General features: G+C 75.5%; 15 protein-coding genes. 11 read left to right on the top strand and 4 right to left on the bottom strand.

Annotated features, from left to right (window positions below; genetic code table 11):
* Positions 1-87 precede the first annotated feature (87 nt).
* From ACZ7JA_RS15485 to ACZ7JA_RS15470, 4 genes are all read left to right on the top strand, one after another.
* Positions 88-3,840 (top strand): tubulin-like doman-containing protein, encoded by a 3,753-nt coding sequence (locus tag ACZ7JA_RS15485; RefSeq protein ID WP_470808686.1) that lies wholly within the window; start codon positions 88-90, stop codon positions 3,838-3,840.
* Positions 3,837-6,887, top strand: coding sequence for a hypothetical protein (locus ACZ7JA_RS15480; protein WP_470808684.1), 3,051 nt, complete (start codon positions 3,837-3,839; stop codon positions 6,885-6,887). The genes ACZ7JA_RS15485 and ACZ7JA_RS15480 overlap by 4 nt, the downstream gene beginning before the upstream one ends.
* 76 nt (positions 6,888-6,963) lie before the next feature.
* Entirely contained in the window at positions 6,964-9,060 is a 2,097-nt protein-coding gene (locus tag ACZ7JA_RS15475; RefSeq protein WP_351665641.1) for a hypothetical protein, read from the top strand.
* The gene (locus ACZ7JA_RS15470) at positions 9,057-11,669 is read left to right on the top strand and encodes a hypothetical protein (protein WP_470808682.1); all 2,613 of its coding nucleotides are present in this window, start codon (positions 9,057-9,059) and stop codon (positions 11,667-11,669) included. Before ACZ7JA_RS15475 ends, ACZ7JA_RS15470 begins: the two co-directional genes overlap by 4 nt.
* 26 nt (positions 11,670-11,695) lie before the next feature.
* Here the strand turns inward: ACZ7JA_RS15470 and ACZ7JA_RS15465 are convergent, their stop codons facing one another.
* Together ACZ7JA_RS15465 and ACZ7JA_RS15460 are read right to left on the bottom strand one after the other, a co-directional pair.
* Complete coding sequence (locus tag ACZ7JA_RS15465; protein ID WP_470808680.1) at positions 11,696-13,399, bottom strand: DEAD/DEAH box helicase; 1,704 nt, start codon at positions 13,397-13,399, stop codon at positions 11,696-11,698.
* Between the two features lie 87 nt (positions 13,400-13,486).
* A complete protein-coding gene (locus ACZ7JA_RS15460) occupies positions 13,487-13,690 on the bottom strand; it encodes a cold-shock protein (RefSeq protein WP_020943502.1) in 204 nt (67 codons plus the stop codon).
* A 435-nt stretch (positions 13,691-14,125) separates the two neighbouring features.
* Here ACZ7JA_RS15460 and rsgA point away from each other — a divergent pair, with 435 nt between their 5' ends.
* The 4 genes from rsgA (at position 14,126) to ACZ7JA_RS15440 (ending at position 18,586) form a co-directional block, all read left to right on the top strand.
* Positions 14,126-15,229 (top strand): ribosome small subunit-dependent GTPase A, encoded by a 1,104-nt coding sequence (gene rsgA, locus ACZ7JA_RS15455; protein WP_470808678.1) that lies wholly within the window; start codon positions 14,126-14,128, stop codon positions 15,227-15,229.
* A gap of 107 nt (positions 15,230-15,336) precedes the next feature.
* Positions 15,337-16,731, top strand: coding sequence for a bifunctional transcriptional activator/DNA repair enzyme AdaA (locus ACZ7JA_RS15450; protein ID WP_351665802.1), 1,395 nt, complete (start codon positions 15,337-15,339; stop codon positions 16,729-16,731).
* The gene (locus tag ACZ7JA_RS15445; protein ID WP_351665633.1) at positions 16,728-17,252 is read left to right on the top strand and encodes a methylated-DNA--[protein]-cysteine S-methyltransferase; all 525 of its coding nucleotides are present in this window, start codon (positions 16,728-16,730) and stop codon (positions 17,250-17,252) included. Before ACZ7JA_RS15450 ends, ACZ7JA_RS15445 begins: the two co-directional genes overlap by 4 nt.
* Before the next feature lie 158 nt (positions 17,253-17,410).
* A complete protein-coding gene (locus ACZ7JA_RS15440) occupies positions 17,411-18,586 on the top strand; it encodes a GDSL-type esterase/lipase family protein (protein WP_470808675.1) in 1,176 nt (391 codons plus the stop codon).
* A gap of 4 nt (positions 18,587-18,590) precedes the next feature.
* On the opposite strand, the gene ACZ7JA_RS15435 is transcribed toward ACZ7JA_RS15440, so the two are convergent.
* The gene (locus ACZ7JA_RS15435) at positions 18,591-19,073 is read right to left on the bottom strand and encodes a DUF456 domain-containing protein (protein ID WP_351665629.1); all 483 of its coding nucleotides are present in this window, start codon (positions 19,071-19,073) and stop codon (positions 18,591-18,593) included.
* A gap of 36 nt (positions 19,074-19,109) precedes the next feature.
* Positions 19,110-20,099 carry a helix-turn-helix domain-containing protein gene (locus tag ACZ7JA_RS15430; protein ID WP_470808673.1) on the bottom strand — a complete coding sequence of 330 codons (990 nt, stop codon included), beginning with the start codon at positions 20,097-20,099 and terminating at the stop codon, positions 19,110-19,112.
* Between the two features lie 954 nt (positions 20,100-21,053).
* On the opposite strand from ACZ7JA_RS15430, the gene ACZ7JA_RS15425 reads away from it, so the two are divergent.
* From ACZ7JA_RS15425 to ACZ7JA_RS15415, 3 genes are all read left to right on the top strand, one after another.
* Positions 21,054-22,556, top strand: coding sequence for a protein phosphatase 2C domain-containing protein (locus tag ACZ7JA_RS15425; RefSeq protein ID WP_470808671.1), 1,503 nt, complete (start codon positions 21,054-21,056; stop codon positions 22,554-22,556).
* Positions 22,557-22,624: 68 nt separating this feature from the next.
* On the top strand, positions 22,625-24,367 hold the full coding sequence (locus tag ACZ7JA_RS15420; RefSeq protein ID WP_351665625.1) for a pyruvate dehydrogenase: 1,743 nt from the start codon (positions 22,625-22,627) through the stop codon (positions 24,365-24,367).
* A 331-nt stretch (positions 24,368-24,698) separates the two neighbouring features.
* Positions 24,699-25,151 (top strand): ATP-binding protein, encoded by a 453-nt coding sequence (locus ACZ7JA_RS15415; RefSeq protein ID WP_351665623.1) that lies wholly within the window; start codon positions 24,699-24,701, stop codon positions 25,149-25,151.
* Positions 25,152-25,164: the final 13 nt, after the last annotated feature.

The following is a 25,164-nucleotide window of genomic DNA, read 5'->3' as shown; positions in this document are numbered from 1 at the left end:
CGCACCGCGGCCACCGGGCCGCACGCACCACGCAGAAGGTCCCAGCACGAACCCGCGGCCGCCCCGGCCGCGAGCGGGGAGGAAACCATGAAGATCTTCCAGCCGATGCTCTTCGTCGGCCTGGGCGGCACCGGGGGACTGGTCGGCGCCGAACTCGAACGCAGACTGCGCACCGAACTGTGCGGCCCCGACGGCATGGCGCTCAGCCGGCTCGGCGGCCACGCCCCCTACCAGCTGCCGGACTGCCTCCAGTTCGTGTACGCCGACTACAGCGAGACCGACCTGCAGCGGCTCCCGCAGTTCAACGTGGACCCGTCGCTCCGGGCCGCGTACTCCCGCACCTCTCGCGCCACGCACAACCTGCTGCCGAACTTCGACAGTTCGCCCGAGGTCACCAAGATGCTCCGGGCGAGCCTGCGCGAGGAGGTGGCGGGCTGGTTGCCGCCGATCATCGGCGAACCCGAGGTCACCCCGCTGCACAACGGCGCGGGCCAGCTCCCCACCGTCGGCCGCGCCGCCCTGTTCGCGACGCTGCGCCACGGCCTCGCACCGGTCCTCGAGCCGCTGCTCCAGGCGATCGACGCGATCGCCAAGTCCGCGGGCGAACTCAGCGAACTCGGCGGCGGGAAGGTCACGGGCTGCGACGTGTTCGTGGCCTTCTCGGTGGCCGGCGGCACCGGCGCCGGGATCTTCCTGGACTACCTGCACCTCATCAACCACGCTTTCCGGCTGCGGCGGTTCGACGGGGTGAAGATCTACCCGCTGGTGGTGATGCCGTCGTCGTTCTCCGCCGCCACCGGCGGCGGGCGGGAGGCGGAACTCAACGCGGCCCGGTCCCTGGTGGACCTGTTCCGGCTGGTGGACCGGCAGAACGCGCCGACCGAGGGCGCCGAGATCGGCGACCTCGACCACGACGCGGGCTTCGGCATCCGCTACCCGGGCCCCACCACCGTCCGGCTGCGCACCGGAATCCTGCCCACCGCCTTCCTGTTCAGCCCGACCGCCGGCATCCGGGCCGACGACCTGCGCCGTTCCATCGTCTCCCTGGTGATGTCGCTGATCGGCACCGAGCTGGGCGACGGCCGCTCCCGGGGCCGCAAGACGGCCGGCGACGACGACTACCAGACCTTCGCCGCCAGCTTCATCAACCGCGGGGTGCACCGCAGTTCGCTGTCGCCCACCGGCATCGGCCGGCAGGGGGTCTCCACCAGCCTGGTGGCCTCCATGACCGCGCCCATGGACCAGCTGGCCGACCTGGTGGCCGGCCGGGTGCTGCGCGAGGCGGTCGCGGAACTCGTGGACCGGCCGCGGGCGGGCCTGCGGGACGGCGCGGTGCCCATGATCCGGCAGCTCTTCGCCGACTCCCACCTCGAAGAGCTCTGGGAGCGGCGGCAGTTGCCGGTGCCCGAGCCCGATCCGCTGCCGCGCGGCGGCAAGAACATCGAGCAGGCGCTGGGCGAGCGCATCGCCGACATGCAGCGCCTGGTCGCCGACCTGCGCTCCGAGGCCGACCGGCAGGCCGCCGTGATGGCCGACCGGTTCGCGCCGCGCCCCGCCATCGACAAGCTGCTGCAGACCGTCGACCCCTTCCTCGCCGAACGCCTCGTGCGGGGCATGCCGGACAGCGACGACCTGATCGCCCGGCTCGGCTTCCTCGGCATGCTGGACAGCCGCGCCCGCGCCCCGCAGCGCCCGCCCGGCGTCGGCGAGCAGCCGCCGAAGATTCCCCGGATCAAGGGCCAGTTGGCCGGTCTCGCACCGGCCCGCTGGGGCGACGACGACGTACAGGCGGCCATCCAGGAGCAGGACGACTGGTACCAGTGGCGCTGCCGGCTGGTGTGGCACGAGGCATGGCGGGACCAGCAGCAGCTCTGGCAGCCCCAGGCCGACGCGGCCGGCGCCGACCTCGACCGCCTGGTGCGGGCCTTCCGCAGCCACGGCGACCAGGAGCGCAAGGCCTCCGCGCAGAAGGGCCACGAGCTGTACGAGGACCGCACCGGCATCTCCTACCTGCTCCCGCCGCAGCGCACCCTCAACCACTTCTACGAGGACGTGGTCGCCCGGCTGATCCGCCGGGAGGGGCTGCGGGAGACCGACTACGAGGCGGCCCTGCTGCTGAAACTGGTCGACGGCGACACCTGGCGGCGGGTCCACGCGCGCAGCCGCCGCGACCCGGACGGCGCCGTCGCCCAGGTCAAGGGCCAGTTGGAGGCCCGCATCACCCGGCTGTTCGCCGAGAGCGGCACCCATCTGGAGGAGCGGCCGCTGCTGCCGTCCATGGGGACGCTGCTCGCCGCGGCGGCCGGCGACCACGAGTCCGCCGACCAGGTCAGCAAGGAGGCGCTCGACCTGTTCGGACGCAAGCTCACCGGGCTGCTGCCGGTGGGCTTCACCCCGGAGGGCACCGGACCGCTGCGGGTCCTGGTCACCCACCCCCGGGTGCAGGCCGTGGAGGAGGTGCAGGAGTACCTCGGCAAGACCCTGCGGCTGCCCTCGGACGCGAAGAACCACGTGGAGTACCGGGCGGTGGAGAGCGACTCGATCACCGTGGTCCTCTTCCGCAGCGAGATGAGCCTCACCCAGGTCCCCGAGGCCCGCAAGGTGCTGCGCCAGTGGGCCCGGGCCAAGGAGTCCGAGCAGGCCCAGGACGTACTGCGCTGGCGCCAGCGCCTCGGCCACCGCGACAGCTGGATGGTCAGCAGCGAGGACGACCGGCGCACCATCCTGCACCGGCTGCTGTGCTGCATGTGGAACGGCCAGGTGGACGTGGTGGACGGCGACCCGGCCTCCCCGGAACGGGTCAGGCTGCGGCTGTTCCCGGAGGCGGGCCCGAACGTGCCCGGTGTCCGGCTGCGCCTCGGCGACTTCCCCGGCGGGGTGTCGAGCTGGGCGGAGCTGCTGCGGTCGTACGAACGCTGGACGGTCCTCGACGACGAGCGGACCGTCGAGGACTACTGCCGTGAGCTGATGGGCGCCCGGCCGCTCGGCCTCGCCCGGGCCGGCAGCGAACCGCATCCGCTCTTCGTCGACCTGGTGGAGAAGATCGCCCCGCGCCAGCTGGAGCTGCTGGCCGACCGGCGGCAGCGCGGCGGCGAGCGGGTCGAGGGCTGGGTGCGGCCGCTGTGGGAGTTCTGGGCGGAGACCCTGCCGGCCGCGCTCGACAAGGAGTTCGGCGACCAGCGCGCCGTCCAGCCGACCCTGCGCACCCTGCTGGAACACGTGCGCGGCGGCGCACCGGGGCGGCCCCGCGGCCACGACGACGCCCCCGGTCCGCGGCGCGCGGCCGCCGATGACGACGACTGGGGCACCGCCCCCGTCTCCTCCTACGGCACCCACCGGGCCTCGGCCGGCCGGGAGGACCGGGACGGCGGCGACGCGCCACGCCCGGGCGGCTACGACCGGTCGTTCGGACAGGAACGGCCGTACGCGGACGAGCGCCCGTACGGAGGCGAGCGGCCGTACGCCGAGGAGCGTCCGTACGGTGGCGAGGGGCCGTACGGCGACGAGCGCCGGCGTGCCGAGGACCGGGGCGCCCGGTTCCGCAAGGACGACGGCGAGGACCGGGGCGCCCCGGCGGATCGCCGCGGCCGGGAGCAGGCGTACGGCGAGGAGCGCGGCGGCCGGCGCGCAACCGACGACGACGGGGACCGGGTGCCCTGGGGCGCGCGGGAGGGCCGCCGGGACGACCGTGCCGCCGCCGGACGGGGTGCGGAGGAGAGCCCCCGCCGCGAGGACGACCCGGCCGCGCCGTGGGACGACTCAGCCGGGCCGGGAACGCCCGGCGGTGGCGACGAGCACGACCGGTCCCGCCGCACCCCCTGGGACGGTGACGCCCAGTGAGCACCGCCCAGGACGTCGGCGCCGTCGTCCATCTGGACCTGCGCGCCGGAGCGGCCGAGCTGGACAGCGCCCCGGCCCTGCGCGACAGGGTGGCCCGGCAACTGGGCCGGGCCGGACTGCCGGAACCCGACGACCCGCTGTTCCTGGTGGTCGACACGCCGGCCGGGCTGACCGACCACCAGCACCAGTACGAACTGCTCACCGGCTACCGGGCGGTGGGCGTGGTCCGGCTCCTGGTGCTGCTGGTCGGCAGCGCGCCGGGCTCGTACGCCGGCGAGGGCGAGGCGTTCCAGCCCGACCGCAGGCTGGTGCGGCCCGCCGTGCTGCGCACCTCGGGCACCGGGCTGCTGTGGGCCGGTGACCTGCGTTCGGCGCACACCGCGCTGGAGCAGCCCGCCCACGACGACCCGGACGCGCTCGCCGTCCTGGTCGACGTGCTGTCCGTGCCCGACGTGTACCGGGGGGTGCTGCGGGCGATCGGGTCGCTGCCCGACGCCGTCGCCGCGCCCGGTGTGCGGCTGCTGGAGCAGGACCTGCCGCCGGAGGTGCGCGACCGGGCCTGGCGCGACGCGCTCACCCGGTTCGCGGGCGAGGACGCCGAACTCGCGCCGGACGTGATGCTGACCGCCTCCTCCGGGGCCGATCTGCCGGAGCCGCTGCGCCGGCTGGTGGCGGCCCGCGGCGGCCGGGACCAGCGGCACCGGGAGCCCCGCGGCATGGCCGAGGACGCCCACCGCGCCTGTCTGGAGGCTCTGGACGACGCCGACGAGTCGCTGGCCGGGCTGGGGAGCCTGCCCGGACTGCTGCGGCCCGGCCGCCGGGACGCGTTCGAGGCGGACGTCGACCGGGCGCGCCAGGCGCTGGACGAGTACCGGGACCTCGTCGGCACCGCGCTGCGCGGCGGCACCACCGCGTCCCCCGCCGAGTCGGCGGCCCGGCTCGCGGCCCTCGGCCTGCGGGTGCCGTCCGCCGAGGGCATCGGGGAGCGGATCGGCGAGGGCCTGCGGGAGTTCGCCGGGAAGCTGCTCGGCCAGGCACTGCCCATGCGGTCGGTCGCCCAGCGGTTCACCGGACTGGCCGGACGGGTGGAGCCGGTGCCCGGTTCGGCGCTCCTGCCGAAGCTGACCGCCCTCCCCGACGTCCCCGCTGACGCCGGCGCCGGACCCGGCGCCGGGGCACGGCGGTCCGGAACGGCCGACGGCGCGGCGGCGCCCGGCCTCCTGGCGGCCACCGCGCTCGCCGCCGTCGCCGGGCTGCTCGGCGCCCTGTGGCGGGGACCGTTCGTCCCGCTGGCGCTCCTCGTGCCCCTGCTCTTCGTCGGCATGGCGGAACTGGGGAAGGCCCGGCTGCGCGGAGCCGGACGCCCCGGCCGCTGGGCCGTCGCACCCCGTACCGCGGCGTTCACGGGCGCCGGAGCCGGCGTGGCCGTGGCGTACGCGGCCGGGCCGCCGCTCCCGCTGAGCGGCGCCGCCCTGGTGGCCGGGCTCGGCGTCGCCGTGGAGACGGTCCGCCGGCTGTGGCACGCGGCGGCCGCCGCGTGGGCGCCCGGCGGCACGACGGCCCGGCTGCGGCACACCCTGGACCGGCTCGACGCCCTGCTGGCCGAGGCGGTCGGCGAGCACTGGGCCGTCGAGGAGCGCCTGTACTGCGCCGACGCGGCCCGGTCCGTCGCCGGCATGCTGCGCGCGACGGCCGCCGCCGCCGAGGCCGAGGCGGTGCCGGAGGCCGAGCGGTTCGAGGTGACCGGCGCCTTCACCGCGCCGGACGCCGGCCCGGTCGCCGAGGACGACTGGCTCACCGGCCTCTCCGCCCTGGAGACGGACGAAGCCGGTCCCGACGACGCGGAGGGCGACTGGGCCGGCGCGTACGCCTGGCAGGACGGCCCGGCCTGGCAGGACGGGCCCGCCTGGGAGTCGCCCGCCGGAGACCAGGGGCACGGCACGGGGCCGAAGGACGGCCGGGGGAGCACTTCCGGCGGGTCTCGGCGGGACGCCAAGGGGGCTCCGCGCTGGCTGGAGCGGGACAGCGGCGAGGGCGGGCCCGAGCTGGTCGCCACCCTGGCCGCCGATCTGACGGACGCCGCCCTGGAGGCGATGAAGACGTACTGGGGCGCCGTCGAACGCGGCCAGGCCGGCGCCCTCGCCGTGCGGCGCACCGAGGAGCGGGTCCGCGAAGTGCTGTCGACGGCCCGCCGCCACCTCCAGCACAACGGCGTGGTGGCCGCACCGCCCTTCGCCGCCGCCCGCCGGGTCCGCGCCACCTCGGCGAACCTGCTGGGCACCGATCCGCACCGGCCGGCCGAGCTGGTCGGCGCGGAGACCGGCCGGCAGTCGGTGGTGCAACTGTCCTCGCCCGAACAGGGCACGCTGCTCAGTCGGGACCCTGAGGCCGCCGTCTGGCTCCGGTTCGCGCCCCTCGCCGTGCGCGACGAGGTGGAGAAGGCGTGGCAGTCCAGCGGTTCGGCCCAGCCGGAGGACGTCCTGTGGACCTCCTCGGGCCGGTACGCCGGCCTGGTGCGGCTCACCCCGCTGCGGGCCGGCGTGGTGGAGACCGTCCGGCCCCGCTATGGCGCCGGCCCCGACGACGGCACGGACCCGTACGACCGGGGGACCGGGTACGACGGGGGGACCGGGTACGACGGGGGGACCGGGTACGACCGCGGAACCCCGGACGACCGGAGGAACCCGTACGACCGCCCGCGCCCCTCCGCCCGGCACGACCCCTACGGCCGGACGGATCCGTACCGGACCGAGCCGTACGGGACCCGGTCGTCCGGCACGGAGCCGTACGGAACCGAGTCGTACGGCACGGAGCCGTACGGGACGGAGTCGTACGGAACCGAGTCCGGCACGGAGCCGTACGGGACCCGGTCGTCCGGCACCGAGTCGTTCGGAACGGATGCCCACCGCGCGGATCGCCACAGCTACGACCCACCGTCCTCGGCGTACGAGCAGGCGGGTCCGTACGAGCAGCCGACGCCGTACGAGCAGGCGCCCCCCTACGACCGTCCCGACCCGGACGACCGAGGGGACGGCGACCGCTGGTGAACCGCACACCGCACCCCGGCCGCACCACCCCGCACCGGTACGGCCCGGTGCACGCGCACGAAAGAGAGGACCGCCGGTGACCAGCTCGCCCCCGGACAAGCTCGCGTTCACCCTGCCCTCGGGCCGGCGCCGCGTCACCCCCGCCCGCTTCGGGCCCGAGTCCCGGCGCGACCGGCTGCTGCCCCAGATCATCCGCAACTGCGTGCTCGACGACGAGCTGCAGCAGTGCCTGCAGGTGCGGCTGGGCGCCGCCGAGGCCGCCAACCCGGCGGCCCGCGCCCTGCTGGACACCGAGGCGGGCACCGCGCTGCACCTGCACCGCGTGCTCGACGACACCGAGTACGCGACGCTCTTCCCGCGGATCATCGGCTACGAACCGGACGCCGCCGAGCCGTTCCTGCTGTACGCGGCGCCCCGGGGCGTCCCCGCCGCGCGCACTCACGTCATGGCCGCCACCGACCAGCAGCGCCTCACCAGGGACCTGATGCTCGCGCTGTGCCTGCTGGCCGACCAGGGCCTGGTGCCGCGCGGCCTCTCGCCCGCCACCGTGCTCTGGGACGGCTCCCGGGTCCAGCTCTGGGGGCTGGAGGCGGTGACCCGGACCGGCCGGCCCCGGGTGCCGTGGGGCCGGCCGCCCTTCTGCTCGCCCGAGCAGCGGCGGGGCGAAGGGCTCGCCGACCCGCGGGACGCGGTGTGGAGCGCGGCCCAGGTGCTCTACCGGCTGGTGACCGGACGGCCCGGACCCGCCGACCGTGCCCCCGCCGACCTCGGTGAACACCGGGCGCTCGACCGGACGTTGCGCTCGGCCTTCGCCCCGCGCGCCGCCGACCGGCCCACCCCCGCCCAACTGCTCGAACTCCTCGCGCCCGGCGCCGCCCGCCGGGTCCGGGTCACCCTGCCCGCCGACGAGGAGCGCCCGCACCGGGAGTCCTTCGAGGAGGCGCTGCGGCTCAAGCGGCAGGCGCCGGTGGTCCGTTCCGAGGACGGTGCCGGGACGGCGGGCCCGGGCAACGGCGAAGTGCTGTGCCCCTACTGCCTGGAGACCATCCAGCTCGACCTCGGCGCGCTGTTCGTCACCGACAGCAGGATGCAGTACCAGCCGCTGGACCCGGCCGGCATCAACAACCCGCTGCGGCGGCACGACATCATGCGCGGCGCCGTCCAGAAGTGCACGGCCGACCCGGACTTCCCCGAGCACTTCATCCCGGTGCCCTACCTGACGTACGGCCGCCCGCTGACCGTCGCGATGGTCGGCCAGTCCTCCACCGGCAAGAGCCATCTGCTGACCCAGATGATCGCGGCCGTCACCGACGGCGGTCTGAAGCCGTTCGGCCTCAACTGGCAGCCCGTCAACCTCGAACAGCACGCGCGGTTCGTCCGGGAGCGGGTGCAGCCGCTGCGCAGCGGCCGGGTCCTGGACCACACGGCCGCCCTCGGCCTGGACGACTTCGCCCGCTTCGTGGAGTCGCTGCTGATCACCGACGCGCGCGGCCAGGTGCGTCCGGTGGCCTTCTTCGACCTCGGCGGCGAGGACCTCGTACGCACCGACGCGGCGCTGCGGTTCCTGCTCGGCGTCGACGCCCTGATCTTCGTGGTCGACCCGGCGCTGGCCCTGCCGCTGCCCCAGCTCGACCACGTCAGGGAGCGCCTTGACGTCGAGGTGAACCGGGGCGGCGACCTCGCCTTCGGCACCGTCCTCGACCGGCTGCCGAAGAACGGCCCGTACCTGGAGGTGCCGGCGGCGATGGTGCTCGGCAAGGCGGACCTGCTCAGGTTCCAGCCGCCCGTCGACCGCTGGCTCGCCCGGCCGCCCGCCACGTCGCTCGACCCGGCGCCGATCCTGGAGGAGAGCCGGGACGTGTACGGACTGCTGCGCCGGCACGCCGGGCAGGCCTGGCTGCGCCCCTTCGACGCGATCCGCCGGTGCACCCTGCACATCGCGTCCGCCACCGGGGGACAGGAGGCCCAGGGCCGCTATCCGGCGGGCGCCGGGCCCCGGCGGGTGCTGGAGCCGCTGCTGGCGCTGCTGGCCATGCACGGCCTGATCGACGTGCCGGGCGGCGCCGAGGCGCTGGCGGTGGGGGAGGCGCCCGTGCTCGAGACGGTGGCGTGGGGGGAAGCACCGAGAGCCGGGGGAGCCGGGGGTTCTTCCCGGGGAGGGGAACATCAGTGAACGGCTTCCAGGACCGGGGCACGGTGCACCAGGTCGTCTTCCGCTGGGACGGCAACCACGGCCGCCAGGGCACCGGGATGAGCGCCGTCGCCCACTCCTGCTCGCCCGAACGCGCCGAACGGCTGGGCCAGGAACTCGGCCGGCTGCTCTGGGTGTCCGGCGCGGCGGCCGCGCGGCCGAGCGTCGTGCGCACCCTGTCCAGCGACGGCGACGTCATGCTCGTCCAGCGCTGGCCCACCACCGACCGGGGCGGCCGGCCGTCCACGGTCAGCCATGTCCTCTTCGGCGACCCCCGGGTTCTGATGACCCGCCAGTGCCTGGGTCTGGCGCACCGGGGCTGGGGCTCCCAGCAGAAGGCGGAACAGGCGAAGGGGCCGCAGTCCGTGATCGACTGCGCGGAACTCGACGAGCTGGCGCTCAGACGGCTGCCCGGCATGCTCGACGCGCTGCCCGGCGTCCAGAACGCGCTGATCCTGGCCACCGCCGAGCTGCTCCGCGATCCGGACCAGCGGGTCTCGCTGCTCCTGGAGGACCGGCCGCCGCGCGACTGGCCGGACGCGGACCGGGTGCCGCTGGTCTACCTCGGGCTGTTCCTGATCTTCCACTCCTGGCTGCGTCAGGAGTGGACGTTCGCCACCTACGACACCGTGGACACCCACCCGCTGCGGCTGATGGCCGTCCCGCGCTGGGAACCGGACACGGGCGGCTCGGGCCCACTGGCCCGGGTCATGGGCCGCCGGCCGGCCCGGCCCGGCGTCGAACACTGGGCCGCTTCCCGGCTGGTGGAGCATCTCCTCGCCAACCCGGACGCGCCCGCCGGCGTGCCGCAACTGGTCGACGGCCTCGCCGACGGCGCGGCCCTCGACTGGGAGCGGCGCCGCGCCCGGCTACGGGACGTCCTCGGCGCGGGCCGCCCGCCCGCCCGCCCCCGCCACCAGCCCGCACCGCCACACGAACCCGAACCGGCACCCGAATCGGGTCCGGTACGCGATCCCGGTCCGGCGCACGCACCAGGCCCAGGGCGCGATCCCGGCCCGAGACGTGGTGCCGGTCCGGTGCGTGATCCCGGTCCGGCGCATGCACCCGGTCCGGGGCGCGATCCCGGGCCGGTGCACCCAGCCGGCTCGGTGCGCGAGCCCGGTTCGGCGCATGCACCCGGTCCGGTGCGTGATCCCGGTTCGGCGCACGCACCCGGTCCGGTACGTGATCCCGGTTCGGCGCACGCACCCGGTCCGGTGCGCGATCCCGGGCCGGTGCACCCAGCCGGTCCGGTGCGCGAGCCCGGTTCGGCGCACGCACCTGATCCGGTGCGCGATCCCGGCCCGGGACGCGGTGCCGGTCCGGTACGTGATCCCGGTTCGGCGCACGCACCCGGTCCGGGGCGCGATCCCGGCCCGGCGTACGCACCCGACCCGGTACGCGACCCCCGCCCGCTTCACACACCCGACCCGGTGCGCGAACCGTCCTCGGACGAACCGGCTCCGTGGGGCGAGCCGCATCCGCCGCGTGAACCGGCTTCATGGCGCGAGCCGGCTCCGGCGCAAGAACCGGATGCACGGCGCGAGCCGCAGCCGCCGCGTGAACCTGCCTCGCGTGGACCCATGCCGCCGCGTGAACCGGCACCGTCGCGCGAGCCCGTCCCGTCGCGTGGGCCGGAGTTCCGTCCCGCCGGCCCGCCCGGGTCTCCGCCGCGGGGCCCGCGCGCCCCCGAGCAGGTCGCTCCACCCAGGCCCGGACAAGCCCCAGGCTCCGCACCCGCACCCGCACCCGGGTACCCGTCCACGCCCGGACCCGAGCAGGCCGCCCCCGCCGCGTCGACCGAGTACGGGACGAACAGGCCCCCGGCGCTGTCGCTCCCCGACGGTTTCGACACCGCCCCGGCGGCCGCCACGGACGTCGGTGACACCGGCGCCCTCCACCGCGAACCGCGCGGGCACCGGTACCCGACGGCGGAGATCGGCAGGCGGTCCGACGAGGTCCTGCTGGACGAACTCCGCTCGGACCGACTCTCCCCGGACGCGCTCGACGCGGTGCTCACCGAACTGGGAAGACCGGACCGGGTCCGGGCGCGCCGCCCGGAGACACGGCACGCGCTGTGCGCCGAAGTACTGAAGCGGAACCTGTACTTCGCCCCGCAGGAGGCCGTCGCCGAGCCCGCGCTGTCGAGGACCGCGATGGCCGAGCGGGCCGCCCGGGTCTTCCACTGGGCCGTGGCGCCGCTGGTCCGGGACGAGCGCTACCTGCCCGATCTGCGGGAGCTGTTCTACCGCATGAGCCGGGACCGGCACGCCACCACGGGGAACTGGCTCTGGCAGACCTTCGTCGAACCGGAGCACGGACAGGCCCCCGACCTGCCGCCGGTCCTGTGGAGCCAGCTCCTGCGGGACGCGTTCCGGAGCGGCGCGGTGTCCGCCGTCCCGCCGCCACCGCCCACGGCCCGGCCGGCCCACCGGGCGCCCTCGGGCACGGTCGAGTCGCCGGCGGGCACCGGGCCGCCCTCCTCGGCCCGGGACCGGTTCGCCGACCTGACGAGCAATCCGGGGTGTGTGATCGGAGGCTTCCTCGGACTGATCGCCGTGATGATCGCGCTCGTGCTGATCCTGGTCTGAGGGGCCCGGGACGGAGGCGCGGCCGGCTAGGTGGCCGAGGTGCGACGGCCGCCCCGGCGGTCGGAGCCGCCGCCCGCGGTGCCTGCGGAGCCGCCGGACCCTGTGCGCCGCCTGGATCCCCGGGAGTCCTTGCCGGACGAGGCGCCGGCCGTGGAACCGGCCGCGGCCCGGCGGTCGCCGGCCCGGCCGCCCGCGCCACCCGCTGCCCGCGGCGACCCGGTACGGCGCGCGGAGCCGCGCCCGCCGGCCGCCGGAGCGTCACCGGTCGCCGCCGCGCCCGCGGCGGACCGGCGGTCCGAGCCCCGGCTGCCCGTCGTGGCGGCCGTGCCGGCCGCCGCTGCGGCCCCGCCGCCACGGCGCCGGCGACCGGAGCGGCCGCGCTCGGTGCCGGTCTTCCGGTCCGGCCGGGAGGAGGCCGGCGTCGCCGGCTGGGGCACCTCGATGGTGACGGGCACGCCGGAGGGCTCGCGGGCGCCCGTGATGGTGACCAGTTCGGGGTCGCTCGACTTCACCCGGGCCGTCCGGGGGCGGATGCCCGCGTCCGACATAAGCCGGGTCATGTCCCGCTTCTGCTCGGGCAGGACCAGCGTGACCACGCTGCCGGAGCCGCCGGCGCGGGCCGTACGGCCGCCCCGGTGCAGGTAGTCCTTGTGGTCGGTGGGCGGATCGACGTTCACGACGAGGTCGAGGTCGTCGACGTGTATGCCCCGGGCCGCGACGTTCGTCGCCACCAGCGCGGTGACCCGGCCGGTCTTGAACTGCTCCAGCGTGCGGTTGCGCTGCGGCTGGGAGCGGCCGCCGTGCAGCGCCGCCGCGCGGACGCCGACGGCCAGCAGCCGCTTGGCGAGCCGGTCCGCGGACCTCTTGGTGTCGAGGAAGAGGATGACCCGGCCGTCACGGGCCGCGATGCGCGTGGTGACGGCCTCCTTGTCGGTGCCGTCCAGGACGTGGAGCACATGGTGCTCCATGGTGGTCACCGCTCCCGCCGACGGGTCCACGGAGTGCACCACGGGGTCGGTCAGGAACCGCTGCACCAGACGGTCGATGTTGCGGTCCAGGGTGGCCGAGAAGAGCATGCGCTGCCCGTCGGGCCGTACACGCTGGATCAGCTTGGTGATCTGCGGCAGGAAGCCCATGTCGGTCATCTGGTCGGCCTCGTCCAGCACCGTGATGCGCACGTCGTCGAGCACGCAGTCCCCGCGTTCCACGAGGTCGTTGAGGCGGCCCGGAGTAGCCACGACCACCTCGGCGCCGCGCCGCAGCGTGCCGGCCTGCTTGGTGATGGACAGTCCGCCGACCACGGTGGCCAGCCGGAGGTTGACGGCCGTCGCGTACGGGGTCAGCGCGTCCGTCACCTGCTGGGCGAGCTCGCGGGTGGGCACCAGCACGAGGGCGAGGGGCGCCTTGGGCTGTGCGCGCAGCCCGGTGGTGCGGGCCAGCAGCGCCAGGCCGAACGCGAGGGTCTTGCCGGAGCCGGTGCGGCCCCGCCCCAGCAGGTCACGGCCGGCGAGCGAGTTGGGCAGCGTGGCGGCCTGGATGGGGAAGGGGGTGGTCACGCCCTGCGCGGTGAGCGTCTTCAGCAGGGCCGCCGGCATGTCCAGACCGGCGAAGTCCTCGACGGCGGGAAGTGCGGGTGTCGTGCTCTCCGGCAGCCGGAAATCCCTCGGCGACGACGCGGACGGTGGGGTTGACGAGGCGCGCCGGTTCGACTTCTGGGGTCTGCGGGACATGCGGTTGTCTGCCTTCCTGAAAACAGCACAAACCGGGGTCCGCACCATGACGGTGCGGGCCCCGGTGAGCGGGTACGTGTCCGGCGATCAGGCGGGAACGATGTTCTCCGCCTGCGGGCCCTTCTGGCCCTGCGTGACGTCGAAGCTGACTCGCTGGCCCTCCTGGAGCTCACGGAAGCCCTGGGTCGCGATGTTCGAGTAGTGGGCGAAGACGTCGGGGCCGCCGCCGTCCTGCGCGATGAAGCCGAAACCCTTTTCAGAGTTGAACCACTTCACGGTTCCCTGAGCCATGACTTTCTCCTTCTGGTAGGCAGAGGCCCCATCCGGAGATGCCGGAAAAACAAATAATGCGCCTGCTAGGAGAAACATTCCCGTCAGGCGCACATGAATTCATGGGTACCACAACTGCAACTGCGTCAACCGTAGCACACTCCCGCGGACCGTCCCCACGAGTCCGCCCCGGCGCCGGGGCCGTCGGGCGCGGGCGGATAAACCGGTGGCGTCCGGGTGTGCGCCCCCCTAGAGTGAAGACCGCTTCGCACGGCGGCCGTTGGCCGCCGCTGTCGACCGGACGAGGAACGGGAGGTGTGACCGATGGCTGTCTCTGTGACGGGTGCTGCCCGCAACCAGAAGATCATCCACTCCACCTCCGTGGCCTCCGGCTGACCTCTCCTTCCACAGCGCGCACATGCGCGGAGCCGGGGCCGCCCTTGTGAAGGGTTCCCCTTGAATCACTCCTCTTCCTCGGTTTCGTCGCACCCTCTCGCCGGCTACGGCTGGGACGAGGGCTGGGAAGCCGAGTTCGCCCCCTATGCCGAGCAGGGCCTCCTGCCCGGCCGCGTCGTGCGGGTCGACCGCGGTCAGTGCGACGTCGTCACCCCGACCGGTGTCGTCCGCGCCGACACCGAGTTCGTCGTCCCCCGCGACCCGATGAAGGTCGTGTGCACGGGGGACTGGGCCGCCGTCGACCCGGAGGGCGGCGATCCGCGCTACGTGCGGACGCTGCTGCCCCGCCGTACCTCCTTCGTCCGGTCGACCTCCTCCAAGCGGTCCGAGGGGCAGGTCCTCGCGGCCAACGTCGACCACGTCGTCGTCGCCGTGTCCCTCGCCGTCGAACTCGACCTCGGGCGCGTCGAGCGGTTCCTGGCGCTGGGCTGGGAGTCCGGCGCGCAGCCGGTGGTCGTGCTCACCAAGGCCGACCTGGTGCCGGACCCGGTGACGCTGGCCCATCTCGTCCAGGACGTCGAGACGACCGCGCCCGGCGTGCCCGTGCTCACCGTGAGCGCCCTGCACGGTGACGGCCTCGACGTGCTCACCGCGCTCGTCGGCGGCGGCACCACCGTGCTGCTCGGGCAGTCCGGGGCCGGCAAGTCCACCCTCGCCAACACCCTGGTCGGCGAGGACGTCATGGACGTGAAGGCCGCCCGGGACGTCGACGGCAAGGGCCGGCACACCACGACCACCCGCAACCTGCTGCCGCTGCCCTCCGGCGGTGTGCTGATCGACACCCCCGGGCTGCGCGGCGTCGGGCTGTTCGACGCGGAGAGCGGGGTCGGGCAGGTGTTCGCCGAGATCGAGGAGCTGGCCGAGCGGTGCCGGTTCCAGGACTGCGCGCACGAGAGCGAGCCCGGCTGCGCGGTGCGCTCAGCGGTGGACGCCGGGGACCTCCCGGTCCGGCGGCTGGAGAGCTACCGGAAGCTGCTGCGGGAGAACCAGTGGATCGTCGCCAAGACGGACGCCCGTCTGCGCGCCGAGATCAGGAAGGACTGGAAGCGGAAGGGGGCGCAGGGCAGGGCCGCCATGGAGGCCAAGCGCGGCCGCTGGGCCTAGCCGCCCGCCGGCCGGGGCCGCGAGCCGCCCCGGCCGGCGCCGTCCGTACCTGCGTGTCCGATTCCCGCCAGCCCGCCGCCGCCGGGCGGGTCACACTGGGACACGTGATGGACGAGGACAGCGGGTACGAGGCGGTGCGCAGCCGGGACGGACGGTTCGACGGGGCGTTCTTCTTCGCCGTCGAGACCACCGGCATCTACTGCCGACCGAGCTGCCCGGCGGTCACCCCGAAGCGCTCCAACGTGCGGTTCTTCCGCACGGCCGCCGCCGCGCAGGGGTCCGGGTTCCGGGCCTGCCGGCGGTGCCGGCCGGACGCCGTGCCGGGATCGGCGGAGTGGAACGTCCGCGCGGACGTGGTCGGCCGGGCCATGCGCCTGATCGGCGACGGCGTCGTGGACCGCGAGGGCGTCGCCGGACTGGCCGCCCGGCTCGGGTACAGCGCCCGGCAGGTGCAGCGCCAGCTCACCACCGAACTCGGCGCCGGACCCGTGGCGCTCGCCCGCGCCCAGCGGGCGCACACCGCACGGACCCTGCTGCGGACCACCGACCTGCCGATCACCGAGATCGCGTTCGCCTCCGGGTTCGCCAGCGTGCGCCAGTTCAACGACACCATCCGCGCGGTCTACGACGCCACGCCCACCGGGGTGCGGGCCGCCGCGCCCCGGGGCCGGGGCGCCCGCCGGGCCACGCCGGGCGCGGGCATCCCGCTGCGGCTCGCCCACCGCGGCCCGTACCAGTCCGCCGCCGTCTTCGACCAGCTCGCCCGGGAGGCCGTGCCCGGCGTCGAGGAGGTGACCGGCGCCCCCGGCGCCCGCACCTACCGGCGCACCCTGCGGCTGCCCCACGGCACCGGGATCGTCGCCGTCGAGGAGCGCGCCCGAGGCCCGAAACCGGGCGGCGGCACGCATCAGGGCGGCTGGCTGGAGGCGCGACTGCACCTCACCGACCTCCGGGACCTGACCACCGCCGTGCAGCGGGTACGCCGGCTCTTCGACCTCGACGCCGACCCGTACGCGGTCGACGAGCGGCTCTCCGCCGACCCCCGGCTGGCCCCGCTGGTCGCCGCCCGCCCCGGCCTGCGCTCACCCGGCGCCGTCGACCCCCTGGAGCCCGCCGTACACGCTCTCGCCGGGCCGGCCGGCGCCGAGCGGCTGGTACGGCGGTACGGCAAGGCGCTCGACGCGCCCTGCGGCACCCTCACCCACCTCTTCCCGGAGCCCGCCGCACTCGCCGAGGCCGAGCCGGGCGGCCCGCTCGGCGCGCTCGCCGCGGCCCTCGCCGACGGCACCGTACGGCTGGACCCGGGCGCCGACCGGGACGACGCCCACAGGGCGCTGCTCGCCCTGCCCGGCATGGACCCCGCCGTGGCCGCCGCGCTCCGCGTCCGCGCCCTCGGCGATCCCGACGTGGCCCCGCCCGGCCTCGACACCCCCGACGCCTGGCGGCCCTGGCGGTCGTACGCCATCCAGCACCTGCGCACCACAGGAGAGTTGACCCCGTGACGGACCTGACCCACTGGACGGCCCTGGACACCCCGCTCGGACGGCTGCTGCTCACCGCCGGCCCGGACGGCGCCCTCACCTCGCTGTCCGTGCCCGGGCAGAAGGGCGGCCGGACCGTCGAGCCCGGCTGGCGGCAGGACCCGGGCCCCTTCCGGGCCGCCGAGGAGCAGCTGGCCGCCTACTTCGCCGGTGAGCTGACCGAGTTCCGGCTGCCCCTGCGCGCCCACGGCACCGAGTTCCGGCGGCGGGTGTGGGACGCCCTCGACACCGTGCCGTACGGCGCCACCGCCACCTACGGCGAGATCGCCGCCCGCATCGGCGCGCCCCGCGCCGCCGTCCGCGCCGTCGGCGGCGCGATCGGCGCCAACCCCCTCCTCGTCCTGCGGCCCTGCCACCGCGTCGTCGGCGCGGGCGGCGCCCTCACCGGCTACGCGGGCGGCCTCGACCGGAAGCTCCTGCTGCTGAACCTGGAGAAGGGCCTGCCCGGAGCCGGCCCCGGCGCCGCCCCGGTGACCCGGTAGCGGCCACGCCGGCCGGCCCCGGCCGGGAACCGGCCCCCTGCCCACGGCCCCGCGTACCGCTCTACGCCGAGCGGGTGGACTCCGGTGCCGCTCCGGTGCCGCGCGTCCGCCCTGTGGCACGGTCGCCTGCGACGGGTCGTGGGAAGGGCGGGCGGTACATGGTCAAGGCCGGGCGGGTGCTCGCGGCGCTGCTGCTCGCGATGGTGCCGGGTACGACGGCCAGGGCCGTCGCAGGGACCACCGCGCCGCACTGGACGGGCAGTTGGGAGGCGGCGCCGTCCGGCACCGCCGCCGCGCTGCCCGGCGCCGCCTTCCGCAACGTCGTCCATCTCAGCGTCGGCGGCGGCGCCGTACGCATCCGGCTCAGCAACCGGCTCGGCACCGCGCCCCTCAGGCTCGGCGCGGTCACGGTGGCGCTGCGGCGGGCCGCGAGCCCGGACGCCGTACCCGGTACCCTGCGCACCGCCACCTTCCAGGGCGCGCCGACGGCCACCGTCCAGCCCGGCCGGGACGTGCTGACCGACCCCGTCGCGCTGACCGTGCCGGCCGCCGCCGATCTGCTGGTCACCGTCCTCACCCCGGGCGACTCCGGCCCCGCGACGTTCCACCGCACCGCCCTGCAGACCAGCTACCTGGCCCCCGGCGGCACCGGCCACGCGGCCGACGAGACCGGCGCCGCCTACACCCTGGCGACCGGCTCCTGGTACTACGTCACCGGCGTCGACGTCCTCGGCGCCGCCGCGGACAGCGTCGTCGCGTTCGGCGACTCGCTCACCGACGGCCAGGGCTCCACCCCCGACGCCAACCGCCGCTGGCCGGACCGGCTCGCCGAACGGCTCGGGCGCCTCGGCGTACTCAACGCCGGGGTCGGGGGCAACCGCCTGCTGCGCGACGGCACCGGGCCGAGCGCCCTGGCCCGGCTGGACGCCGACGCCCTGGACCGGGCCGGGGTACGGGTCATGGTCGTGCTGGAGGGCGTCAACGACATCAAGGGCACCCCCGTGGCGGACGACCTCGCCGCCTTCGCCGCCGCGTACCGCACCCTCGTCGCCCGAGCCCACGCCCGCGGCGTCCGGGTCGTCGGCGTCACCCTCACGCCGTACGCGGGGTACGGCGCGTACACGGCGGCCGGCGAGGCCGTACGGCAGCGGGTCAACGCCTTCATCCGCACCGGCGGCGCCTTCGACGCCGTCGCCGACGCCGACGCCGCCGTACGCGACCCGGCCCGGCCCGAGCGCATCCTGCCCGGCTACGACCCCGGCGACCACCTGCACTTCAACGACGCCGGCATGCGCGCGATCGCCGACACCGTCGCCGCTGCGCTCGCCCGCTGACCGCTCAGCCCCACACCACCGCGCCCAGCCACGCGCCCGCGATCAGCAGGCAGGCGTACAGCTCGGCGAACACATCGGCGCCGCCCGCCCGCATGGTCGCGCGCAGCGCCGACACCGCCTCGCCGTGCCCGCCGAGCCGCAGCCGCTCGTGCAGGTAGATCCCGGCGAGGAAACCCGGCAGCGCGCCGAGCACCGGCAGCAGCACGAAGCCGAGGGCGGCGCCCGTCCCGGCGTACCCGGCGAGGCCCGGCGTGGCGCCGCTCGCCCGCAGCCGGCGCGGCGGCAGCGCCCAGCGCACCACCAGCGACAGCAGCAGCACCCCGGTCGCGCCCACCAGCACCGCCCAGGCCACGGGCCGCGGGTCCTTCAGCGCCCACCACAGGACCGCGGCCCACACCAGCCAGGACCCGGGCGCCCCGGGCACCAGCACTCCGCACAGACCGAGCGCGATCACCACGCCGACCAGCAGGAGTTCCCACGCTCCCATTTGCCCAGCCTGCCCGAGACGAGAAGAAACCGCAGGTCAGGGGGAATCGTCGCGGGACACCCAGCCCCGCTCGTAGGCGTGCCAGCCCAGTTGCAGCCGGGTCGTCACCCCGGCCAGCTCCATCAGCCGCTTCACCCGGCGCTGCACGGTCCGCAGGCCCAGGTCGAGCTGTTTGGCCACGCTCGCGTCGGTGAGCCCGGCCAGCAGCAGCGACAGCACCTCGAGGTCGGTGGGGTCCGGCCCGTCCTGCTGCTGCACGGCCACCCCCGAGGCGGCCAGCCGGAGCGGCAGCGCCTCACGCCACACCGAGTCGAACAGGCCCGCCAGCAGCTCCAGCAGTCCGCTCGCGTGCACCACCAGCGCGGCCGGCTCCACCGTCCTGGTGGTCAGCGGCACCATGGCGAGCGACCGGTCGGCGATCACCAGCTTGGTCGGCACCCGGTCCAGCACCCGCACCCGCTCGTCGCGGCCCAGCGCCGCCGTCAGCTCGGTCAGTCCGTGCGGCAGGTCCAGCACCGCGCGCTCCACCACCACCCGGTACCGGACCCCGCGGCCGGCCGCCTGCTCCTCCGCGTCGTTCTCCATCCCGGAGACCACCATCGGGTTGCCGGTGACCAGCGCGCACACCTCCTCGGTGGCGCCGAGCTGCATCTGCAGGAAGCGCTGGGCCACCGCCGAGGCGCCGGTCACCACCTCCACCTGGTCGTGCACCTCCGGCTCGGCCGCCGTGGCCCGGTACTCCTCGGCGAGCAGCGCCGCCGTCAGCTCCGCCTTCTCCAGCTCGTGCCGCCGCTGCGTCAGCAGCGCGGCCAGCGCCACCCCGGGCGGCGCCGCCACCCAGCGGCCCGGCCGCGCGGGGGACTGGGCGGCCAGGCCGTGTCCCTCCAGCCGGCGCAGCGCGCGTTCGGTGTCCGGTTCGGCCAGCGACAGCCGCCGCGCCAGATCGGCCACCTCGGCGGCGCCCACGGACACCAGCGCCCGGTACGCCGACTCGTGGATCTCGTCCAGCCCTATCGCTGCCAGCATCGAGCCGCGTTCCCCTTTCCTGAGAACAGTCCTGATGGCGGGAACCGGCCACGGCGCAAACCCGCCGCCGCACATCATCGCCGTACCAGCGGTCACTCTGCCAGGGTGATCAGCACGGGCGGACACCCGGCCGGGCCGGCGGCGCACAGCCCCGCCCAGGATTTCCCTGCATGATCCGGCCGGATCCGGCCACTCGGCCGGCGTTGCCCGGTCCCCCGGAACGTCGCCGGGCGGTCCTCCCGTGGGGGGTGGGACCGCTCGGCGGCCATCACGCTTTCTCCGTAAGGCAGTTCGGGCCACACCCCGCCGATCCGTGCCAGCGCGGGCGCCGACGCCGGAATTTCCCCGCACCCCGTTTCCATACGGCCCGTGCGGTGGACAATTAGGGGCATGAGCCAGCAGGGGGGCAGGCCCGCCCGTCATGACGACGACTGGTGGGGACAGCTGTACGACGACTCCAAAGAGGACACGGGGCCCACACCGGCCCCCGACTCCCTGGACGACCGCTTCACCTCGGCCAGGAACGCGGTGGGGGAGCGGCCGGGGGGGAGCCCCGGCTCACCCACGGATCCCGGCGACACCCGGCCGCCCGCGCAGGCGCCACCCGACCGGCCGCCGTCCGCGCGACCGCCGGTCGACCGGCCGCCGTCCGAGTCAGCGCCCGCGAGGCGCCCGTTCCCCGACCACGCGTCCCTGGACCGCGGGGTGCCGGCCCAGCGCACCCCGGGCCCCCCTAAGGCACCCCCGGCCGTGCCACCCGAGTTCGCGGCACCCCCCGCCACACCGCCCGAGCCCACGACACCTCCCGCCGTGCCCGTCCAGCCCGCGGCACCTCCGGCCATGCCCGCCGAGCCTGCGGCAGCTCCCGCAGTGCCTCCTGAGCCCGCGACACCCCCGCCCGTGCCCGCCGAGCCGTTGGCACCGCCGCCTCCGGCCCACGCCGCGCCCCATGCCGTGCCGCCTGACCCTGGGGCACCTCCTGCAGGGTCCGCCGAGCCGATGGCACCCCCGCCTCCGGCCCACGCCGCGCCCCATGCCGTGCCGCCCGAGTCTGCGAACCCTCCTGAAGCGTCCCCCGAGCCTGGGGCGCCTCCCGCAGTGCCCGCCGAGCCCGCGGCACCCCCGCCCGTGCCCGCCGAGCCGATGGCACCCCCGGCTCCCGCCCACGCGGCTTCGTCGTCCCTGGCCGTGCCCGCCGAGCCCGCGGCACCTCCTGCAGTGCCTCCCGGGCTCGTGGCACCTCCGCCCGTGCCCGCCGAGCCCGCGGCACCCCCGCCCGTGCCCGCCGAGCCGATGGCACCCCCGGCTCCCGCCCACGCGGCTCCCTCGGACCCGGCCATGCCCGCCGAGCCGATGGCACCTCGGCCCCCGGCTCACGCCGCTCCCGCGCCCCCGGCGGCTCCCGCGCCCCCGGCGGCTCCCGCGCCCCCGACGGCCTCCTCGCTCCGGCCGCACACCGCGCCCCAGGCGATCCCCTCACCGCCCGCCGTCCTCGACCACGTCGGCTCCGGGCCGCCCACCTACGACCCCGAGCCCACCGCGCTGCCGCTCGCCGATCCGGACGAGCTGGCCGAGCAGGTGGCGGACACCGTGCTGGACGGGGCCCAGTACGGGACCTGCACCCTGCGGGCGGTGTCGCTGCGCGGGGACTCGGCGCGATACCGGGGCGAGCCGCGCCGGGACGCGCTGCTGACCGCGCGGTTCGGCACGGGCGAACAGGCGCTGGTGCTCGTCGCCATGGCGACCGGCGTCCGGGCGGCCCCCGGCGCGCACCGGGTGGCGGCGGAGGCGTGCCGGCTGATCGGCCGGGCGGTCGGCCGCAGTCACGGGCGGCTCGTCGAGGACCTCCGGGCCGCCCGGCGCGGCGAACTCAAGTCCGGTCTGCAGCGGCTGACCGAGCGCGGCCTCGGCCGGCTGCGGGCCGAGGCCGCCGACCGTGGCCTGGACCCCGAGGAGTACACCGCCGGTCTGCGCTGCCTGCTGCTGCCAGCCGACCCCGGCTGCCGTACGCGCGTGTTCTTCGGTGCGGGGGAAGGGGGACTGTTCCGGCTGCGCGGCGGCGAGTGGCAGGACATCGAACCCGTCGTGCCGTCCGGCGGCGCCACCGGGGCGCCCGTCGTCGGCTTCGGCTCGGCTCCCGCCGAGACCCCGGAGGGCGACCGGCTCACCATGGACTTCGGCATCCCGGTCCCGCCGAGCCCGTTCGAGCCCGCCCCCGAGCCGCCCCGCGAGCCCTTCCGCTTCCGCGCTTCGGTAGCCCGCCCGGGTGATGTCCTGGTGATGGCGACCGGCGGCCTCGCCGAACCCCTGCGCGGCGAGCCGGCGCTCTGCGCCTACCTCGCCCGCCGCTGGTCCGGGCCCACCCCGCCCGGCCTCGCCGCGTTCCTGGCGGACGCCCAGGTGCGGGTGAAGGGTTACGCCGACGACCGTACGGCGGCCGCCGTGTGGGAGGCGTAACCGCCGCCCCTGTGACTTGATGGACCGGGAGGGCGTATCCCGGGACACCGAAGGGGCAGACGACAGCCATGGCCAAACAGAACGTCGCCGAGCAGTTCGTCGACATCCTCGTCCGGGCCGGTGTGCGCCGCCTCTACGGCGTCGTGGGGGACAGCCTCAACCCGGTCGTGGACGCGGTGCGCCGCCACTCCGACGTGGACTGGATCCATGTGCGCCACGAGGAGACCGCGGCCTTCGCGGCCGGCGCCGAGGCCCAGATCACCGGCCGGCTCGCGGCCTGCGCGGGCTCCTGCGGGCCGGGCAACCTGCACCTCATCAACGGCCTGTACGACGCGCACCGTTCCATGGCCCCGGTGCTCGCGCTGGCCTCGCACATCCCCTCCAGCGAGATCGGCCTCGGCTACTTCCAGGAGACCCACCCGGACCGGCTCTTCCAGGAGTGCAGCCACTACAGCGAGCTGATCTCCAGCTCCAAGCAGATGCCCCGGCTGCTGCAGACCGCCATCCAGCACGCCGTCGGGCAGCGCGGTGTGAGCGTGGTCTCGATGCCCGGTGACATCGCCGACGAACCCGCCCCGGAACGGGCCGCCGAGAGCGCCCTCGTCACCTCCCGGCCCACGATCCGGCCCGGCGACGCGGAGCTCGACCGGCTCGTCGACATGATCGACGCGGCCGGCAAGGTCACCCTCTTCTGCGGCGCCGGCACGGCCGGCGCGCACGCCGAGGTGATGCGGTTCGCCGAGAAGATCAAGTCCCCGGTCGGACACGCCCTCAGGGGCAAGGAGTTCATCCAGTACGACAACCCGTTCGACGTCGGCATGAGCGGGCTGCTCGGCTACGGCGCCGCCTACGAGGCCACCCACGAGTGCGACCTGCTGATCCTGCTGGGCACCGACTTCCCGTACAACGCCTTCCTGCCGAACGACGTGAAGATCGCCCAGGTCGACGTGCGGCCCGAGGTCCTCGGCCGGCGCTCCCGGCTCGACCTCGCCGTGTGGGGCGACGTGCGCGAGACCCTGCGCTGCCTCGTCCCGCGGGTGAAGGAGAAGACGAACCGGCGCTTCCTCGACCGCATGCTGAAGAAGCACGCCGACGCGCTGGAGGGCGTGGTCAAGGCCTACACCCGCAAGGTCGACAAGCACGTCCCCGTCCACCCGGAGTACGTGGCCGCAGTCCTCGACGAAGTCGCCTCCGACGACGCCGTGTTCACGGTCGACACGGGCATGTGCAACGTGTGGGCCGCGCGCTACATCTCGCCCAACGGCCGCCGCCGGATCATCGGTTCCTTCTCGCACGGCTCGATGGCGAACGCGCTGCCGATGGCCATCGGCGCCCAGTTCACCGACCGGCGCCGGCAGGTCGTCTCCATGTCCGGCGACGGCGGGTTCGCCATGCTGATGGGCGACTTCCTCACGCTCGTGCAGTACGACCTGCCGGTGAAGGTCGTGCTGTTCAACAACTCGGCGCTCAGCATGGTCGAACTGGAGATGCTGGTCGCGGGCCTGCCCTCGTACGGAACCGCCAACACCAACCCCGACTTCGCCGCCGTCGCCCGCGCCTGCGGCGCCTACGGGGTGCGGGTGGAGAAGCCCAAGCAGCTCGCCGGGGCGCTCAAGGACGCCTTCCGGCACAAGGGCCCCGCGCTGGTGGACGTCGTCACCGATCCCAACGCCCTGTCCATCCCGCCGAAGATCAGCGCCGAGATGGTCACCGGGTTCGCGCTGTCCGCCTCGAAGATGGTGCTGGACGGCGGCGTCGGCCGCATGGTCCAGATGGCCCGCTCCAACCTCCGCAACGTGCCCAGACCCTGAGACACGGTCCCGCACAACGGTCCTTTCCGGCCACTTTCACCGCCCCTGACGGCGCACCGTCCGCCGGTGCCGCACGTCCCGTTCCGTCCGTCCTGGGGCGCCCGGGGCACCGTACGGCGCTCCTGCCGGGTGAATCGGGATCGCGGCGGTGTTCCCGGCCGTGCGCGAGGCGCCGGCGGCCGTGGCCGAACACACGGCCGTCGGCCGGACCCCAGGACTGCCCGCGGGCGCAGGGGGGAACGCATCCCCGTGAACGTGTTCGACCAGGAGGGGCAGGGCCGGAAACGTGCGGGCGGGGGTCATGAAGAGGCAGGCACGAGGGGGCGGTCCCGTGACCATCGGGGCCTCCTCGGCTCAAGCGGGGGAAGAGACCGGCACCATCACCGAACGCGAGCGGCACCATCAGCGGCTCCGGCGCAGGCTGGGGCGGGCGGACCTCAGGGCGGTGCCCGAGGCGCGCCGGGAACTGCGCGAACTGCTGCGGCACTGGGGCAGGCCGGGCCGCTCGGACATAGCCGAACTGCTCACCAGCGAGCTCGTCACCAACGCGCTGGTGCACACCGACCGCGACGCCGTACTGACCGCCGTCGTCTCGGCGGGCGGACTGCGCGTGGAGGTGCGGGACTTCGTGGCCCGCAGACCGCTGCCGCGCACCCCCGACACGGGGGAGGACACCAACGGGCGGGGGCTGGTCCTGGTGGAGTCCCTCGCGGACTCCTGGGGCGTACGGCCGCACGGTGTGGGCAAGTCGGTGTGGTTCGAACTCGGCGCCGAGGCCGCCTGAGGCCGGGCGGCGG

This window comes from Streptomyces sp. NPDC038135, assembly GCF_055601245.1.
This window is presented reverse-complemented; position numbering and strand designations above follow the sequence as displayed.

Bases quoted from the DNA above. Each gene is read 5' to 3' on its own strand.
- ACZ7JA_RS15485 (WP_470808686.1), top strand. From the start codon at position 88: ATGAAGATCTTCCAGCCGATGCTCTTCGTCGGCCTGGGCGGCACCGGG.
- ACZ7JA_RS15465 (WP_470808680.1), bottom strand. From the start codon at position 13,399: ATGTCCCGCAGACCCCAGAAGTCGAACCGGCGCGCCTCGTCAACCCCA.
- ACZ7JA_RS15460 (WP_020943502.1), bottom strand. From the start codon at position 13,690: ATGGCTCAGGGAACCGTGAAGTGGTTCAACTCTGAAAAGGGTTTCGGC.
- ACZ7JA_RS15450 (WP_351665802.1), top strand. From the start codon at position 15,337: ATGGACGAGGACAGCGGGTACGAGGCGGTGCGCAGCCGGGACGGACGG.
- ACZ7JA_RS15440 (WP_470808675.1), top strand. From the start codon at position 17,411: ATGGTCAAGGCCGGGCGGGTGCTCGCGGCGCTGCTGCTCGCGATGGTG.
- ACZ7JA_RS15435 (WP_351665629.1), bottom strand. From the start codon at position 19,073: ATGGGAGCGTGGGAACTCCTGCTGGTCGGCGTGGTGATCGCGCTCGGT.
- ACZ7JA_RS15430 (WP_470808673.1), bottom strand. From the start codon at position 20,099: ATGCTGGCAGCGATAGGGCTGGACGAGATCCACGAGTCGGCGTACCGG.
- ACZ7JA_RS15420 (WP_351665625.1), top strand. From the start codon at position 22,625: ATGGCCAAACAGAACGTCGCCGAGCAGTTCGTCGACATCCTCGTCCGG.